Here is a 15194-nt window from a genome sequence, read left to right on the forward strand (position 1 = left end):
AAATAGAACGACCGTTCTCTTTTCGGTGCGTGCGGCGGCCAAATCCTCTACAATCCGCCGACGCCCGATGCGCCGCCCGCGCCCGGGCGCGTTTCGCTCCGACCCCGACGCCGCGTGCCGCGGCGGCAACGCGCCCTAGGCGCGAGGAAATCGCTACCCGATCATGAAAGTCATCAGCTCGATCCAGGAACTGCGCGACCAGTTGCGCGGCCAGAACCGCACGGCGTTCGTGCCGACGATGGGCAACCTGCACGAAGGTCACCTGTCGCTGATGCGCCTCGCGCGCCAGCACGGCGACCCGGTCGTGGCGAGCATCTTCGTCAACCGGCTGCAGTTCGGCCCGAACGAGGATTTCGACAAATATCCGCGCACGCTCCAGGACGACATCGAGAAGCTGCAGAAGGAAAACGTCTACGTGCTGTTCGCGCCGACCGAGCGCGACATGTATCCGGAGCCGCAGGAGTACCGCGTGCTGCCGCCCGACGATCTCGGCGGGATTCTCGAAGGCGAGTTCCGGCCCGGCTTCTTCACCGGCGTGTGCACGGTGGTCGCGAAGCTGATGGCCTGCGTGCAGCCGCGCGTCGCCGTGTTCGGCAAGAAGGACTACCAGCAGCTGATGATCGTGCGCCGCATGTGCCAGCAGCTCGCGCTGCCGGTCGACATCGTCGCGGCCGAGACCGTGCGCGACCAAGACGGCCTCGCGCTGTCGTCGCGCAACCGCTATCTGTCGGCGGCCGAGCGCGAGGAAGCGCCCGAGCTCGCGAAGACGCTGCAGCGCGTGCGCGACAGCGTGCTCGGCGGCGAGCGCGACCTCGGCAAGCTCGAGGCGCAGATGCGCGCGCACCTGAGCGCGCGCGGCTGGGCGCCCGACTACATCTCGATCCGCCGCCGCGCGAACCTGATCGCGCCGAGCGCGGCCGAGCTCGAAGCCGGCGAGCCGCTCGTCGTGCTCGCGGCCGCCAAGCTCGGCGCGACGCGCCTCATCGACAACCTGGAAATCTGACGGGCCGCCCGCCCGCGCCTCTCACGACGCATCACGGAGACATCATGCAGCGCCACATGCTCAAATCGAAAATCCATCGCGCGGCGGTCACGCACTGCGAGTTGCACTACGAAGGCTCGTGCGCGATCGACGAGGACCTGCTCGAAGCGGCGAACATCGTCGAAAACGAGCGGATCGACATCTGGAACATCAACAACGGCGAACGCTTCTCGACCTACGCGATCAAGGGCGAACGCGGCAGCGGGATGATCTCGCTGAACGGCTCGGCCGCGCGCCGCGCGCAGCTCGGCGACCTGGTGATCATCGCCGCGTTCGCGATGGTCGACGAGGCCGAACTGCAGGCCGGCTGGAAGCCGAAGCTCGTGTTCATCGACGAAGGCAACAAGATCAAGGGCCACCGCGATCACGTGCCGACGCAGAACTGGACCTGACGCGCCCGGTCGTCGACGCACGAAGGGCCGGATTTCGTCGCGAAGCGAAATCCGGCCCTTTTTCATTCGGAGCGGGCGCGCCGCCGGGCGCCAGCGCCGCGCCGGCGCAGCCGCCGCGCCTAGGAGGCCTTCGCGACGCGCTCCGCTTTCGGCGCGCGGCGCTCCGCCCATTCGACGATCGGCCGCCACTGTTCGAGATCCTTCTCGACGCGGCTTTTCGCGACGTCCCACAGCGTCAGCCCATGCGCGGCGATCTGCACGTAGTTCTGCGTGTCGCGCACGTAGCCGAGCACCGGCAGGCCGAGCCCTTCGACGAAACGGTGCAGCTGGTCGGACGAGCGCGTGCGCGCGTCGACGCGCATCCCGACGATCCCGACCTCGACGCTGCCCTTGCGCACCGCCTTCTCGCCGGCCAGGCGCTCCAGAAACTGCTGCGTCGCGAGAATATCGAACATCGACGGCTGCAGCGGCACGATCACCTTGTCGGCGAGCTGCAGCGCGACATTGAGCCGGTTGCCGTGCAGGCCGGCCGGCGTGTCGATCACCGCGTACTCGAGGCCGCGCGGCGGCTTCGTCGGCGCGTCCGGATCGAGCGCCCATGCCTCGATCGCCGGCAGCCCGGCCGGCCGCAGGTCGAGCCACGCATGCGCGGACTGCTGCCGGTCGAGATCGGCCAGCGCGACCCACGCGCCCTGCGCCGCGAAGTAGCCGGCAAGGTTGGTGGACAGCGTGCTCTTCCCCACGCCGCCCTTCGGATTCGCCACCACGATTACCGTCATGAATTCCCCCGAAAAAGCCGCGCGGCGCCCGCCGCATGGCAGGCGCCGCTCGATTGCGGATACAGGGAGCGATGATATCGGCAAAACGGGTGTCACCGGAACGGGTTGCGCCGATCGGCGCCCCGTTCAGGCGGACCGGGCCGCCCGCTGCGGCGCGCCGATCGCGAAAGCGCCGCCGCCCAGCAGCGCCTGCACCGCAAGCGTCACGGCCCAGAACGCCGGATACTCCCAGCCGCCGTTCGGCGACGCGAAGCTCCAGCCGTTCGGCAGATGCGCGGCGGTCGCGCCGAGCATGAACGGCAGCAGCACGAGCGCGGCGACGCGTACGCGCACGCCCGCCAGCAACGCGAGACCGCCGATCAGCTCGACCAGCGTCGTCAGATACGCGAGCCAGCCCGGCAGGCCGATCGACGCGAAGAACTGCGCGGTGCCGGGCAGCGTGAAGACGAACACCTTCTGCGCGACGTGCGCGAGGTACAGCACGCCGAGCGCGACGCGCAGCAGCGTCGCGGCGAAATCGTTCAGGCGATCGGGGTTCATGACGGATTCCTTCGTAAGTGGATGGCAATGGATCGCACTCTATTCGAACCGTTTCCGCCGATAAACACGCCCATTCGCTTTAACTGATTCCTATTGGGAACGAATCCGGGCATAAAAAAGGGCATGACCGATCATGCCCTGCCGCCGGTTTCGCGGCGCTCAGTAACCGCTCTTGCCTTGCGTCGCATCGCCCGATCCGGACGGGCTGCCGCCCGGTCCGTACCCGTCGCACGCGTGCGCGGCCGCCGACGCGCCCAGCAGCGCCGCCAGCAGTACGCTCCACCACCATCGAGCCTTCATCGTCGCACTCCTCCGGACGAACAGCCGCCCTCCTGTGTTGTACGCGATCCGGCGGAAAAAGCGAGCCCGGCGCGCGGGCCGGCCTCAGCGGAATTCGGCGTACAGCGCAGCCAGGTCGAGGTGCGTGGCGAACGTATCGGCGAGCCGCTCCAGCGACGCTTCGCGCAGCGCCGGATAGTCGATCCGCTCGGCGCCGTCGAGCCCCGCCCACGCAAGCAGCGCCGCGCAAGCGTCGGGCGCGTCGAACAGCCCGTGGACATAGGTGGCGAGGATCTGTCCGTCGGCGGACAGCGCGCCGTCCGGGCGCGCGCGCGGCGCGTCTGCGCCGTCGGCCGCCAGCTCCAGCGCGGGCGCCGCGAGCGCCGGCCCGCGCGTGTCGCCCATATGGATCTCGTAGCCCTGCACGGCGGCCGCGCCCGGCAGCGCGAGGCGTCCCGTCACGTTCTTCAGCGTCTTGTCCGGCTGCAGCGTCGTCGCGAAATCGAGCAGCCCGAGGCCCGGCACGCTGCCGGGCGCGCCTTCGAGGCCGAGCGGATCGTCGAGCGTGCGGCCGAGCATCTGCATCCCGCCGCAGATGCCGATCAGCTTGCCGCCGTAGCGCAGATGGCGGTGGATCACCGCTTCCCAGCCGGCCTCGCGCAGCCATGCGAGATCGCGCTGCACGCTCTTCGAGCCGGGCACGATCAGCAGGTCGGCGGGCGGCACGGGGCCGCTCTTCCAGTACGTGAACTCGACCTGCGGATGCGCGCGCAGCGGATCGAAGTCGGTGTGGTTGCTGATGCGCGGCAGCGCCGGCACGACCACCCGCAACACGCCGGCATCGCCGCGCGCGGCCGCGCTGCGCGCCTGGGCGGGCAGCATGTCCTCCGCGTCGAGCAGCAGCCCGTGCAGGTACGGCAGCACGCCGAACACCGGCTTGCCGGTCTGCGCGCGCAGCCAGTCGAGGCCCGGTTCGAGCAGTTTGAAATCGCCGCGAAAGCGATTGATCACGAAGCCGCGCACGCGCGCGCGTTCGCTGTCCGACAGGCAGGCCAGCGTGCCGACCAGATGCGCGAACACGCCGCCGCGATCGATGTCGGCCACCAGCACGACCGGGCAGTCGACGCGCTCCGCAAAACCCATGTTCGCGATGTCGCCTTCGCGCAGGTTGATCTCGGCCGGGCTGCCCGCGCCTTCGACGATCACCGTGTCGTAGCCGGCGCGCAGGCGCGCATACGATTCGAGCACCGCGTCGAACGCGACCGGCTTGTAGTCGTGATACGCACGCGCATTCAGGTTCGCGCGCGCCTTGCCGTGGATGATCACCTGCGCGCCGCGGTCGCTGGTCGGCTTCAGCAGCACCGGATTGAAATCCGTATGCGGCGCGACGCCGGCGGCGAGCGCCTGCAGCGCCTGCGCGCGGCCGATCTCGCCGCCGTCGGCCGTCACCGCGCTGTTGAGCGCCATGTTCTGCGGCTTGAACGGCGCGACGCGCGCGCCCGCGCGGCGCGCGAGGCGGCACAGGCCCGCGACGAGCGTGCTCTTGCCCGCGTCGGACGTCGTGCCCTGGATCATCAGCGTGCCGCGCGGCAGCGGGTCGGGTGCATTCATGTTGCGAAAGTCGTGGCAAAACGGAGCGCGCATTATCGCCCGATGCCGGGATGGCCGGTGACGGGACCTCCGCGCCGGTACAATCACGCGATGATTCCGCACGACCTCACCTTCGTTCTCGGCGGCGCGCGCTCGGGCAAGAGCGCCTATGCCGAGCGGCTCGCGGCCGACAGCGGCCGTCCCGTCACCTATATCGCGACCGCGGCCGCCACCGACGATGCCGAATTCGCCCGGCGCATCGCCCACCATCGCGCGCGCCGGCCCGCCGACTGGGGCTTCGCCGACGCGCCGCTCGAACTCGCCGGCACGCTCGCGCGGCTCGACGATCCGCGCGCGTGCCTGCTGGTCGACTGCCTGACGCTGTGGCTCACGAACCTGCTGTGCCCGGCCGACGGCGAACCGCTCGACGACGCGCAATACCTCGCGCGCGTCGACGCGCTCGACGCCGCGCTGCGCGGCGCCCGCGCGAAAGTGATCGTCGTCAGCAACGAGATCGGGCTCGGCGTCGTGCCGCTCGGATCGATCACGCGCCGCTACGTCGACGAGCTCGGGCGCCTGAACCAGCGCATCGCGGCGCTCGCGACGCGCGTGACGCTGCTGGTCGCCGGGCTGCCGCTCGAGCTCAAGGCCGGAGCGCCTGCATGCTGATGCTGTCGCTGCCGATCGTCGCGATGCTCGCGGTCGCGGCGGTGCTCGTCGACCGCGTGCTCGGCGAACCGGCCGGCTGGCATCCGCTGGTCGCGTTCGGCCGCCTCGCCACGCGCATCGAAGCCGCGTGGAACACCGGCCGGCGCGGCCGCGTGACGGGCGTCGCCGCATGGGCCGCGGCCGTCCTGCCGCCGGTCGCGATCGCGGCCTGGCTCGTGGCCGTGCTGCCGTGGCCGTTCGCGGCCGCGCTGCACGTCGCCCTGCTGTGGTTCGCGCTCGGCGCGAAGAGCCTCGCCGACCACGTCGCGCCGATCGCCGCCGCGCTGCTGCAACGCGACCTCGACACGGCCCGCGCACTGACCGCGCGCATCGTGTCGCGCGACACGAGCACGGCCGACGAAGGCGCACTGTCGCGCGCGGCCGTCGAATCGGCGCTGGAAAACGGCAACGACGCGATCTTCGGCGCGCTGTTCTGGTTCGTCGTCGCCGGCGGCCCCGGCGCGCTGCTGTTCCGGCTCGCGAACACGCTCGACGCGATGTGGGGCTACCGCACGCCGCGCTTCCTGACCTTCGGCTGGGCCGCCGCGCGCCTCGACGACGCGCTGAACTGGATCCCCGCGCGCCTGACCGCCGCGAGCTACGCGCTGCTCGGCGACACGGCCGCCGCGTGGCGCTGCTGGCGCACGCAGGCACGCCACTGGGACAGCCCGAACGCGGGCCCCGTGATGGCCGCGGGCGCCGGCAGCCTGAACGTGCAGCTCGGCGGCCCGGCCGTCTATCACGGCGAAATCGAAGACCGCCCCGTGCTCGGCACCGGCGCGCAGGCAACCGCCGCGCACGTCGTCGCCGCGCTGTCGCTCGTCACGCGCACGCTCGCGCTGTGGCTCGCGCTGCTCGTCGCGAGCGGCGCCCTCGTCATGGCCACCCATCATGTCTGACACTCCGATTCCTCACGGCGGCAACCTGCACGAGGCCGCACGCCGCCACGGCGTTCCATACGATGCGTGGCTCGACCTGTCGACCGGCATCAACCCGCTCGGCTATCCGGTGCCGCCGGTGCCGGCCGACGCATGGCGGCGGCTGCCCGACGACGGCGACGGCCTCGCCGCATGCGCGGCGCGCTACTACGGTGCGCCCGATGCCGCGCACGTGCTGCCGGTCGCCGGTAGCCAGGCCGCAATCCGCGCGCTGCCTGCGCTGCTGCCGGCCGGCGACGCGGGTGTCGCGCCGCTCGCCTACGGCGAATACGCGCCCGCGTTCGCGCGTCACGGCCATCGCGTCGTGCCGCTCGATATCGACACGGACACGCTGCCCGCGACGCTGCGCCACGTCATCATCGGCAATCCGAACAATCCGACCGCCGACGTCGTGCCAGCCGCCCGCCTCCTCGGCTGGCATGCACAGCTGGCGGCGCGCGGCGGTACGCTGATCGTCGACGAGGCGTTCGCCGATACCGGCGCGACGCCGTCGCTCGCGGCGCACGCGGATCGTGCGGGCCTGGTCGTGCTGCGCTCGGTCGGCAAGTTCTTCGGTCTCGCCGGCATCCGCGCGGGCTTCGTGCTCGCGTGCCCCGACCGGATCGCCGCGCTGCGCGACATGCTCGGCGCATGGACCGTCGGCGGCCCGGCACGCCACGCGGTTGCCGCCGCGTTCGCCGATCGCGCATGGCAGGCCGCCGCGCGCGAGCGGCTGGCCGCCGACGGTGCGCGCCTCGCCGCGTTATTGCGCGCGCACGGTTTCGCGGTGCGCGCGACGCCGCTCTACAGCTGGACCGACGATCCGCGCGCCGCGGCGCTGCACGCGGCGCTCGCGGCACGCGGCATCTGGACGCGTCACTTCGCGCGGCCATCGAGCGTGCGGGTCGGGCTGCCGGGCAGCGAAGCCGAATGGCAGCGCCTTGCCGACGCGCTCGCGCAATGCGCGCCCACGCTGCAACAGGCCTTCGCATGAAAGCACGCACGCTCCGCCGGCTGCTGCCGGCCGCCGCACTGACCGCGCTCGCGCACGCGCCGCTCGCGCATGCCGATGTCAGCGCGCGCGACGATGCCGGCAACACCGTGACACTGCCTGCGCCCGCGCAACGCGTGATCAGCCTCGCGCCGCATGCGACCGAGCTGGTCTTTGCGGCCGGCGGCGGCGCAAAGCTCGTCGGCGCCGTGTCGTACAGCGACTATCCGGCCGCCGCGAGGTCGGTGCCGCGCGTCGGCGACAACAAGGCGCTCGACCTCGAACGAATCGCCGCGCTGAAACCCGACCTGATCGTGGTCTGGCGACACGGCAATGCCGCGCGGCAGACCGACGCGCTGCGCGCGCTGCATATCCCGCTGTTCTTCAGCGAGCCGAAGCATCTCGACGATGTGTCGTCGTCGCTGCGCCGCCTCGGCACGCTGCTCGGCACGCAGACGGCGGCCGATGCGGCCGCCGCGTCGTTCGATCGCACGATCGGATCGCTGCGCGCGCGCTATGCGGCACGGCCGCCCGTCACGGTGTTCTTCCAGGTATGGGACCGGCCGCTGATGACGCTCAACGGCGCGCACCTGATCAGCGACGTGATCGCGCTCTGCGGTGGGCGCAACGTGTTCGCGTCGCTGCAGCCGCGGGTGCCGACCGTCACCGACGAAGCGGTGCTCGCCGCCGATCCGGAGGCGATCGTGACGACGAGCGCCGGTGCGACGCGTTCGGACCAGGCGCTGCCGAGCCTCGAGCGCTGGCGCGCATGGCCCGCGCTGACGGCCGTCGCGCGCGGCAACCTGTTCGCGATCGACGGCGACCTGCTGACGCGGCCCGCCCCGCGAATCGCGCAAGGCGCCGCGGCACTGTGCGAGGACCTCGACGCCGCGCGTGCGCGGCGGCCTGCGCGCTGACTTCGGGCGGCTCGCGCGTTTCGCCGGCGCAGCTGTGCCGACCGTTCGCGCACGGCGAATACGTTTATCCGCGTGCGTCGCTTCAGGAAGCGGTGCAAACGCGCGAAACGCCGGGATCACGGTCGCGCCTGGAGCCGTCCTCGCGCATGATTTCCCCGCGTGAAGGATTGCGCGCTACTCGTCCCAGTGCACGACATCCCATGCATGCGCGCCGCCCCCCGCTCTGAGCCAGACCACGCCGCCGGTCGGCACCGGTCGCGACAGCAGCGTGCCGAGCGGCACGCGCAGCGCATGCGACGCAAACGCGCGGATCACGCCCGCGTGCGTGACGACCCAATGCGCACCGCCGCTCTGCCCGATCGCATCGGCCATCGTCGCGACGCGCGCGGCGAAGCGCGCGACGCTCTCGCCGCCGTGCGCGCACGCATGCATGAGGTCGGCCGCCCACGCATCGAGCGCCGCGCGATCGATCGCGTCCCAGCGCTGCATCTCCCACGCGCCGAAGTCCATTTCCTGCCAGCCCGCATCGCATGCGAGCGGCACGTCGAGCGCGCGCGCGAGCCGCGCAGCCACCGACGCGCAACGCACCAGCGGGCTCGCGCCGATACGCGCGGGCAACGGCGCGCCGAGCGCGGCAAGCCGCTCGCGCAGCGCGCGCGCGCCGGCGTCGGCCGACGCCGCGAGCGGCACGTCGCTGCGCCCGTAGCAAACGCCCGGCTCGACGGCGACGGCCGGATGACGGATCAGGACGACATCCATCCGAGCACCACCAGATAGATCGCCAGCTCGCTCAGCTGCTGCGCGAAGCCGAGACAGTCGCCGGTATAACCGCCGATCCGCTTCACGAAATAGCGCGCCGCCCATGCGCGCACGAGCGCGAGCGCGGCCAGCGCAGCGAGGCCCGCGCGCCAGTCCGGCCAGAACAGCCAGGGCAAACCGAACGCCGCCGCGACGCACGCCGCGCGCGCCGGCATCCGCTGCGCGACCGGCTTCGCCTTGCCTTCGGGCCGCACGTAGTCGAGCGACATCAGCAGGCTCACGGCCGCCGCGCGACTCGCCGCATGCGCGGCGACCATCGTCCATGCGGCGCGCAGCGGCGGCAGCGCGGCGAGCGCCTGCCACTTCAGGCCGAGCGTGACGATGAGCGCGACCGCGCCGAACGTGCCGATCCGCGAGTCGTGCATGATGCGCAGCACGTCGTCGCGCGTGTAGCCGCCGCCGAACGCGTCGCAGCTGTCGGCGAGGCCGTCCTCGTGAAACGCGCCGGTCGCGAGCAGCGTCGCGGCCATCGACAGGCCGACGGCGATCGACGCGGGCAGCACGCGCAGCGCGGCGAGATAGACGAGCGCGCCCCACGCGCCGACGCACGCGCCGACCAGCGGGAAATAGCGCGCGGCCTGGTCGAGATCGCCGGCCGCATAGCCGATCGCCTTCGGCACCGGCACGCGCGTGAAATAGCCGAGCGCGACGAAGAAATAGCGCGCCTCGGCGCGCACGCCGCGCGAGCGCTCAGGCGTCACGATTGTCGACGCCCGCGGATTCGAAGCTCGCCATCCCGGTCAGGAACGCGACGGCCGCGCGCACCAGCGGCAGCGCGAGCGCGGCGCCCGTGCCTTCGCCGAGCCGCAGGTCGAGCGCGAGCAGCGGCTTCGCGCCGAAATGCTCGAGCATCCGACGGTGCCCGGCCTCGTGCGACGCATGCGAGAACACGCAGTAGTCGCGCACGCCCGGCACGATCCGCTCGGCGACGAGCAATGCCGAGGTCGCGATGAAGCCGTCGACGAGGATCGTCATGCGCTCGCTCGCGGCCGCCAGATAGGCGCCCGTCATCATCGCGATCTCGAAGCCGCCGAAGGTCGCGAGCACGTCGAGCGGCGCGATCGCATGCGAGTGCCGCACGAGCGCGCGGCCGAGCACCGCGCGCTTGTGCGCGAGGCCCTGATCGTCGAGGCCCGTGCCGCGCCCGACGCACGCGTCGATCGGCACGTCGAGCAGCCGGCTCATCAGGCACGCGGCCGCCGACGTGTTCGCGATCCCCATCTCGCCGAAGCCGATCACGTTGGTGCCGAGCGACGCGTGATGGCGCACGCGCGAAGCGCCGGCCGCGAGCGCCGTCATCGCCTCGTCGCGCGTCATCGCCGGCTCGACCGCGAAGTTGCGCGTGCCGCGTCCGACCGGCAGCGACACCAGCCGGTCGGACGCGGGCAGCGGCGACGCGACACCCGCATCGACGATCTCGAGCACGCTCTGCGCGACCTCGGAGAACGCATTGATCGCCGCGCCGCCCGCGAGGAAATTCGCGACCATCTGCGCGGTCACCGACTGCGGATACGGACTCACGCCCTCGACCGCGATCCCGTGGTCGCCCGCGAACACGATCGTCACCGGACGCTGCACGCTCGGCCGCTCGCTCTGCTGGATCAGCCCGATCTGCAACGCGACCGCCTCGAGCTGCCCGAGGCTGCCGGGCGGCTTGGTCTTGTGGTCGATCACGTGCTGCAGGCGCGTGCGCAGCGCATCGTCGAGCGGCGCAATCGCGGGAGGAAAATCGGTCGGGGTCGTCGTCATCGAAGGGGAGCCTCGTTGGCGCGGCTCGCGCCGCGCATCGAAAGAAAGTTCGTCAGGATCGCCGCGCGGGCCACGCGGGCAGCAGCGCATCGCGGCCATGCTCGCGGATCAGCACGAGCGGATAGCCGAACGCGTCGCTCGCGCGCTCGGGCGTCAGCACGTCGTGCACCGGGCCGGCCCACGCGCGGCCGCGGCCGTCGAGCAGCAGCGCATGCGTCGCGAAGCGTCGCGCGAGATTCAGGTCGTGACACGAGAACAGCACGGTGCGCGGCCCCGCGTCGAGCCATGCGCCCAGCGCGGTCAGGCAGTCGATCTGGTGATGCAGGTCGAGATGCGCGAGCGGCTCGTCGAGCAGCATCAGCGGCGCATCCTGGCACAGGGTCGCCGCCAGTGCGACGCGCTGCCGCTCGCCGCCCGACAGCGACAGCACGTCGCGCGCCGCGAGTGCGCCCAGGCCGAAGGTCGCGAGCGCCGCACGGGCCGCCGCGCGATCGTCGTCGCGCTCCCAGCCCCAGCCGCCGAGATACGGGAAGCGGTTGAGCAGCACGGTGTCGAACACGGTCGCGCTGAACGCGTCGTGCAGTTGCTGCGGCATCAGCGCGCGCCGCTGCGCGAGCGGCCCCTGCGACCACGCGGACAGCGGCCGCCCGTCGATCTCGACGTGGCCGCCGGCCGGCGGCTGCAGGCCCGCGAGCGTCGCGAGCAGCGTCGTCTTGCCGGCGCCGTTCGGCCCCGCGACGCACCAGATCTCGCCGGGACGAAACGCCTGCGTGAAGCCGTCGAGCAGCGTGCGCGCGCCGGCCTGCAGCGTCAGGCCGACCGCCGCGCAGCTCGTCTTTGCGGCGGCCGTCATCGCATCGGTCTCCTCAGCAACATCCACAGGAACACCGGCACGCCGATCAGCGCGGTCATCACGCCGACCGGCAACTGCGCGGGCGCGATCGCGGTGCGTGCGAGCAGGTCGGCCGCCATCACGCCGCCGCCGCCCGCGAGCATCGCGGCGGGCAGCAGCATGCGCTGGTCGTTGCCGAACGCGAGCCGCAGCGCATGCGGCACGACGAGGCCGACGAAGCCGATCGTGCCGGCCGTCGTCACCGCGGCGGCGGCGGCCAGCGACGCGACGAGATAGATCCGCACGCGCAAGCGCGCGACCGGCACGCCGAGCGCAAGCGCGGTCGCATCGCCGCGCAGCAGCACGTTCAGTTGCGGCGCGGCCGGCAGCGCGACGCCGGCCGCCAGCAGCAGCGCGCCCCAGGCGAACCACGGCGCGCTTGCGCCGTTCAGGTCGCCGGTCAGCCAGAAGATGATGCCGCGCAGGCGCGCGTCGGGCGCGAGCGACAGCAGCAGCGTGACGAGCGCCCCCCACCCGGCCGCGATCACGACGCCGGTGAGCAGCAGCCGCGGCGACGCGTCGCGTGCGTCGCCGCGCCCCAGCTCGCGGCGCGCGAGCCCGAGCACGAGCGCGATCGACACGAGCGCGCCGGCGAACGCGGACGCGTCGACGAGCCACCATGCGCCGCCCGCGATCATCGCAACCAGCGCGAAGCCGGCCGCGCCGCCCGACACGCCGAGCACGTACGGTTCCGCGAGCGGATTGCGCAGCAGCACCTGCAGCAGCGCGCCGGCCAGCGCGAGCAGTGCGCCGCACGCAAAGCCCGCGAGCGCGCGCGGCAGGCGCAAGGTGCGCACGATGTCGGCGAACAGCGCGTCGTGGGCCGCCGCGCCGCCGCCGTGCGGCACGAGCGATGCAAGCGCCTGCCATGGCGACATCGGCACGCTGCCGATCGACAGCGACGCGACCAGCAAGAGCGCGACCACGGCCGCGAGCGCGGTCCAGATCGCCGTGGCGCGCGCGGCGTTCATGCGACGTGCGGCGCCGTGCGCGATGCGCGGCGGCGGCCGGCCGGGCGCGACAGCGGCATCGCGGCATCGCAGGGGATGGGCATAGGCAAGCTTGTAGTCCTTGTCGAACGGCGTGTCGGGATGCACGCCGGCGTAACCGCCGTCGCGCCGGCATGCACGGTGAAGTCGGCGATCGCGTCGGATCCGGATCCGTGCGCGGTCGCGCGGCAGGCATTGTGCGCAATATAGAGGAAAGCGTCCGGGTCGGGACGGCGGTCAGGTCGAGCCGGCACGGTGCGGCCCGACGCGAACGGCCGCACCGCGTGCGACCGATGCGCCGGCGCCGCTTCGAACAGGGCACGGCGCGCCGCAGCACGATCGGCGATCCAGCCGCGCCGATGCGCACGACGGCGGCAAGCGACAAGGCTGCGGCGCGCGCCCGGTGCCCGGCGCACGATTGGGGTCGGCATCGAAGAAAATCCCGTCAAGCACTGCGCATCCTGCCTCCCCGCAGGCCGCGCGTCATGAAGCCCGTGCGGGCTTCCCGCCCCGGCCGGTATCCGGGCTGGCGGCGGACCGGCTCGCCTTCCCGCGCGAAATCGCGCAGTGGCCCGCGCCGCATGCGAAACGCATGCCGGACGCGCCCGAGCCGGCCTGCGTCGAACGACGCGGCCGCTTACCGTTGCGGGGGCAGCGCAGGTTGGCGGCTTGCTGGCGAAAGCGCGCGCCCTGCTTCCCGTTTAACCGCGCGTGCCACGCGCGTGCACCGAGGCGGCGCCAGTTTAGGAGCGGGCCGCGCGAGCGTCAAGAAAGCCTCGCGCGACGTGCGCAATGTGCCGCGCAACACGCCGATTCGCGACAAGAAGCGGGGGTGTTACGACTGGAAACGTTACAGATGTCGGAATGCCCGGTATTCCGCGCTAAAATGCTGGGTCTTTAGAGGACGCAGCAGATGCTCAACGAACTCGAAACCCTTTCTCAAAATATTGGCCGACTGATTTCGCTGAACAAGCGCTACCACTCGGAACGGCTCGCGCTCGAGGAGCAGGTCGCGCAATTGCGCGCGGAAGCGGACACGGTCCGCGCGGAGCTCGCGCAACTGCGCGAGGAACGCAATGCGCTCGCAGCCGAGCGCGACACGCTGTCGGCGAAGATCGACGACGCCCAGGTCAAACTGAACGCGATCCTCGAGAAGCTGCCGCGCACCAAGAGCGCGGAACAATCCGACAACCAGCTCGACCTGCTGGATGCGCAGGCGCGCACCGATGGCGACGACGCGGCCAGCCACGGAGAACATGCATGAGCACCAAGCAGATCGAAGTCTCGATTCTCGGCCAGGCCTATCGTCTCGCCTGCTCGGCCGAGACCGAAGCAGCGCTGCTCGAGGCCGTCGCGCGCGTCGACGCCGAAATGTCGAAGATCCGCGCGAACAGTTCGGTGCGCGGCACCGATCGCATCGCGGTCATGGCGGCGCTGTCGCTCGCATCGGAATTGCTGCGACTGCAAACGAGCGTGCGGCACGGTGAAGCATTTCCGGCCGAAGAAATCCGGCGTACAATGCGCCAGATGAATGAACAGCTCGGTGCGGTGCTCGCACAGCACGAGCCGCAGTAAGCTTCGAATCGACGCGCCGATTTCCCTTGATCTCGACGATCAACGGTGGTCAAATTGGACGCAACGATTCACCGTTTCACAGTTTAGTCAGCTTCCCTGCCTGGTTCGCCAAGGTCATATATTCCTTGAACCAATGCCATGTGCACGGTTGCGGAAATTTGTAGCACGGGCGCGCGCGTCACTCTGTCTGATGTACCCGAAGTGCTGCTAACTGCGACCAATTCTGAACCTCAGGTTCAGGATGCCGGCCTAGCGGCCAAGGCGGGGGCCTATTCAACGGCATCGGGCGAGTCCCGATGCCGTTTCCTTTTTCAGGGTCCGTCTGTGGACGGAGCGCGCGATCCTGCCGTTGCGCGTCCTGTCCGCCGATCGCTCCAGACCGCCTCTTCTTGCGTCGATTACGATCCATGCAATACTGGCTGATGAAGTCCGAACCGGACGAAGCGAGCATCGACGATCTCGCGAGCGCACCGCTACGCACGCTGCCCTGGACGGGCGTACGCAACTATCAGGCGCGCAACTTCATGCGCGACACGATGAAAATCGGCGACGGCGTGCTGTTCTATCACTCGAGCTGCCCCGAGCCGGGCATCGCCGGCCTCGCCGAAGTGTCGTCGACCCCCTACCCCGATCCCACGCAGTTCGATCCCGAGAGCCCGTACTACGATCCGAAGTCGTCGCAGGAGTCGCCGCGCTGGCTGCTGGTCGACGTGCGCTTCGTGAAGAAATCGCCGCTGGTGCCGCTCGCCGCGCTGCGCGAGCATGACGAACTGGCCGACATGCGCGTGCTCGCGCGCGGCAACCGCTTGTCGATCACGCCCGTGACGCGTGCGGAATGGCGCTTCATCACCGAGAAGCTGATGAAGTAGGCGCGTGCGCCAAAGGTCAAATCCGGTCAGTTCGCAGCACCGCCGTGGAACTCGCGGCACGTTTGCGCGGCCTAAGCAACCGCTGCCGGCCGATCGGGCCGGCGCTCGTTTTTGTCGCGCGGCATGCCGCGTCGCGCACGCGTGAT

At 71.1% G+C, this 15194-nt stretch carries 19 protein-coding genes, 1 other RNA gene and 1 riboswitch; of the genes, 10 read left to right on the forward strand and 10 right to left on the reverse strand.

The window, feature by feature from the left end:
- Positions 1-163: 163 nt before the first annotated feature.
- Both panC and panD read left to right on the forward strand, forming a co-directional pair.
- Positions 164-1003 carry a pantoate--beta-alanine ligase gene (gene panC / locus WS57_RS31010; protein ID WP_059514949.1) on the forward strand — a complete coding sequence of 280 codons (840 nt, stop codon included), beginning with the start codon at positions 164-166 and terminating at the stop codon, positions 1001-1003.
- A 44-nt stretch (positions 1004-1047) separates the two neighbouring features.
- Complete coding sequence (gene panD, locus WS57_RS31015; protein WP_009692999.1) at positions 1048-1434, forward strand: aspartate 1-decarboxylase; 387 nt, start codon at positions 1048-1050, stop codon at positions 1432-1434.
- A 119-nt stretch (positions 1435-1553) separates the two neighbouring features.
- Here panD and WS57_RS31020 read toward each other — a convergent pair whose 3' ends face one another.
- The 4 genes from WS57_RS31020 to WS57_RS31030 form a co-directional block, all read right to left on the reverse strand.
- The gene (locus tag WS57_RS31020) at positions 1554-2213 is read right to left on the reverse strand and encodes a ParA family protein (protein WP_040127963.1); all 660 of its coding nucleotides are present in this window, start codon (positions 2211-2213) and stop codon (positions 1554-1556) included.
- Between the two features lie 126 nt (positions 2214-2339).
- Positions 2340-2753: a DoxX family protein gene (locus WS57_RS31025; protein ID WP_040127964.1), complete on the reverse strand. Its 414-nt coding sequence runs from the start codon at positions 2751-2753 to the stop codon at positions 2340-2342.
- 159 nt (positions 2754-2912) lie between these two features.
- Entirely contained in the window at positions 2913-3053 is a 141-nt protein-coding gene (locus WS57_RS37755; protein ID WP_167361746.1) for a hypothetical protein, read from the reverse strand.
- A gap of 84 nt (positions 3054-3137) precedes the next feature.
- The gene (locus WS57_RS31030; protein WP_059514908.1) at positions 3138-4643 is read right to left on the reverse strand and encodes a cobyric acid synthase; all 1506 of its coding nucleotides are present in this window, start codon (positions 4641-4643) and stop codon (positions 3138-3140) included.
- Between the two features lie 90 nt (positions 4644-4733).
- Here WS57_RS31030 and cobU point away from each other — a divergent pair, with 90 nt between their 5' ends.
- From cobU to WS57_RS31050, 4 genes are read left to right on the forward strand one after another with little or no spacing between them, the layout of a single operon-like run.
- The gene (cobU, locus tag WS57_RS31035; RefSeq protein ID WP_040127966.1) at positions 4734-5291 is read left to right on the forward strand and encodes a bifunctional adenosylcobinamide kinase/adenosylcobinamide-phosphate guanylyltransferase; all 558 of its coding nucleotides are present in this window, start codon (positions 4734-4736) and stop codon (positions 5289-5291) included.
- Positions 5285-6229: an adenosylcobinamide-phosphate synthase CbiB gene (gene cbiB / locus WS57_RS31040; RefSeq protein WP_059604662.1), complete on the forward strand. Its 945-nt coding sequence runs from the start codon at positions 5285-5287 to the stop codon at positions 6227-6229. Before cobU ends, cbiB begins: the two co-directional genes overlap by 7 nt.
- On the forward strand, positions 6222-7241 hold the full coding sequence (gene cobD, locus WS57_RS31045; protein ID WP_059514904.1) for a threonine-phosphate decarboxylase CobD: 1020 nt from the start codon (positions 6222-6224) through the stop codon (positions 7239-7241). Before cbiB ends, cobD begins: the two co-directional genes overlap by 8 nt.
- Complete coding sequence (locus tag WS57_RS31050) at positions 7238-8155, forward strand: cobalamin-binding protein (RefSeq protein ID WP_059514902.1); 918 nt, start codon at positions 7238-7240, stop codon at positions 8153-8155. The genes cobD and WS57_RS31050 overlap by 4 nt, the downstream gene beginning before the upstream one ends.
- A 174-nt stretch (positions 8156-8329) precedes the next feature.
- On the opposite strand, the gene cobC is transcribed toward WS57_RS31050, so the two are convergent.
- The 6 genes from cobC to WS57_RS37425 are packed head-to-tail and all read right to left on the reverse strand — an operon-like array spanning position 8330 to position 13035.
- A complete protein-coding gene (cobC, locus tag WS57_RS31055; RefSeq protein WP_069245269.1) occupies positions 8330-8914 on the reverse strand; it encodes an alpha-ribazole phosphatase in 585 nt (194 codons plus the stop codon).
- Positions 8899-9675, reverse strand: coding sequence for an adenosylcobinamide-GDP ribazoletransferase (locus WS57_RS31060; RefSeq protein WP_069245270.1), 777 nt, complete (start codon positions 9673-9675; stop codon positions 8899-8901). The genes cobC and WS57_RS31060 overlap by 16 nt, the downstream gene beginning before the upstream one ends.
- A complete protein-coding gene (cobT, locus tag WS57_RS31065) occupies positions 9665-10723 on the reverse strand; it encodes a nicotinate-nucleotide--dimethylbenzimidazole phosphoribosyltransferase (protein ID WP_069245506.1) in 1059 nt (352 codons plus the stop codon). Before cobT ends, WS57_RS31060 begins: the two co-directional genes overlap by 11 nt.
- A gap of 52 nt (positions 10724-10775) precedes the next feature.
- Positions 10776-11576 carry an ABC transporter ATP-binding protein gene (locus WS57_RS31070; protein WP_059514895.1) on the reverse strand — a complete coding sequence of 267 codons (801 nt, stop codon included), beginning with the start codon at positions 11574-11576 and terminating at the stop codon, positions 10776-10778.
- Positions 11573-12586: a FecCD family ABC transporter permease gene (locus WS57_RS31075; RefSeq protein ID WP_059514947.1), complete on the reverse strand. Its 1014-nt coding sequence runs from the start codon at positions 12584-12586 to the stop codon at positions 11573-11575. Before WS57_RS31075 ends, WS57_RS31070 begins: the two co-directional genes overlap by 4 nt.
- Positions 12583-13035: a hypothetical protein gene (locus WS57_RS37425; protein WP_155741141.1), complete on the reverse strand. Its 453-nt coding sequence runs from the start codon at positions 13033-13035 to the stop codon at positions 12583-12585. The genes WS57_RS31075 and WS57_RS37425 overlap by 4 nt, the downstream gene beginning before the upstream one ends.
- 63 nt (positions 13036-13098) lie before the next feature.
- Positions 13099-13351: riboswitch (cobalamin riboswitch) on the reverse strand.
- 166 nt (positions 13352-13517) lie between these two features.
- Here WS57_RS37425 and WS57_RS31080 point away from each other — a divergent pair.
- From WS57_RS31080 to WS57_RS31095, 4 genes are all read left to right on the forward strand, one after another.
- Positions 13518-13868: a hypothetical protein gene (locus tag WS57_RS31080; protein ID WP_009692316.1), complete on the forward strand. Its 351-nt coding sequence runs from the start codon at positions 13518-13520 to the stop codon at positions 13866-13868.
- Positions 13865-14179: a cell division protein ZapA gene (locus WS57_RS31085; RefSeq protein WP_009692315.1), complete on the forward strand. Its 315-nt coding sequence runs from the start codon at positions 13865-13867 to the stop codon at positions 14177-14179. The genes WS57_RS31080 and WS57_RS31085 overlap by 4 nt, the downstream gene beginning before the upstream one ends.
- Before the next feature lie 90 nt (positions 14180-14269).
- A non-coding RNA gene (gene ssrS / locus WS57_RS31090) (6S RNA) lies at positions 14270-14451 on the forward strand.
- A gap of 135 nt (positions 14452-14586) precedes the next feature.
- Positions 14587-15048 carry an EVE domain-containing protein gene (locus tag WS57_RS31095; protein WP_059604674.1) on the forward strand — a complete coding sequence of 154 codons (462 nt, stop codon included), beginning with the start codon at positions 14587-14589 and terminating at the stop codon, positions 15046-15048.
- Positions 15049-15194 lie beyond the last annotated feature (146 nt).

Source organism: Burkholderia pseudomultivorans (assembly GCF_001718415.1).
GTDB lineage: Bacteria > Pseudomonadota > Gammaproteobacteria > Burkholderiales > Burkholderiaceae > Burkholderia > Burkholderia pseudomultivorans_A.

Coding starts and splice junctions, on each gene's coding strand:
- WS57_RS31070 (WP_059514895.1), bottom strand. CDS start 11,576: ATGACGGCCGCCGCAAAGACGAGCTGCGCGGCGGTCGGCCTGACGCTG.
- WS57_RS37425 (WP_155741141.1), bottom strand. CDS start 13,035: ATGCCGACCCCAATCGTGCGCCGGGCACCGGGCGCGCGCCGCAGCCTT.
- panC (WP_059514949.1), top strand. CDS start 164: ATGAAAGTCATCAGCTCGATCCAGGAACTGCGCGACCAGTTGCGCGGC.
- cobD (WP_059514904.1), top strand. CDS start 6,222: ATGTCTGACACTCCGATTCCTCACGGCGGCAACCTGCACGAGGCCGCA.
- cbiB (WP_059604662.1), top strand. CDS start 5,285: ATGCTGATGCTGTCGCTGCCGATCGTCGCGATGCTCGCGGTCGCGGCG.
- panD (WP_009692999.1), top strand. CDS start 1,048: ATGCAGCGCCACATGCTCAAATCGAAAATCCATCGCGCGGCGGTCACG.
- cobC (WP_069245269.1), bottom strand. CDS start 8,914: ATGGATGTCGTCCTGATCCGTCATCCGGCCGTCGCCGTCGAGCCGGGC.
- cobU (WP_040127966.1), top strand. CDS start 4,734: ATGATTCCGCACGACCTCACCTTCGTTCTCGGCGGCGCGCGCTCGGGC.
- WS57_RS31025 (WP_040127964.1), bottom strand. CDS start 2,753: ATGAACCCCGATCGCCTGAACGATTTCGCCGCGACGCTGCTGCGCGTC.
- WS57_RS31095 (WP_059604674.1), top strand. CDS start 14,587: ATGCAATACTGGCTGATGAAGTCCGAACCGGACGAAGCGAGCATCGAC.
- WS57_RS31085 (WP_009692315.1), top strand. CDS start 13,865: ATGAGCACCAAGCAGATCGAAGTCTCGATTCTCGGCCAGGCCTATCGT.
- WS57_RS31020 (WP_040127963.1), bottom strand. CDS start 2,213: ATGACGGTAATCGTGGTGGCGAATCCGAAGGGCGGCGTGGGGAAGAGC.
- WS57_RS31050 (WP_059514902.1), top strand. CDS start 7,238: ATGAAAGCACGCACGCTCCGCCGGCTGCTGCCGGCCGCCGCACTGACC.
- WS57_RS31030 (WP_059514908.1), bottom strand. CDS start 4,643: ATGAATGCACCCGACCCGCTGCCGCGCGGCACGCTGATGATCCAGGGC.
- WS57_RS31080 (WP_009692316.1), top strand. CDS start 13,518: ATGCTCAACGAACTCGAAACCCTTTCTCAAAATATTGGCCGACTGATT.
- WS57_RS37755 (WP_167361746.1), bottom strand. CDS start 3,053: ATGAAGGCTCGATGGTGGTGGAGCGTACTGCTGGCGGCGCTGCTGGGC.
- cobT (WP_069245506.1), bottom strand. CDS start 10,723: ATGACGACGACCCCGACCGATTTTCCTCCCGCGATTGCGCCGCTCGAC.
- WS57_RS31075 (WP_059514947.1), bottom strand. CDS start 12,586: ATGAACGCCGCGCGCGCCACGGCGATCTGGACCGCGCTCGCGGCCGTG.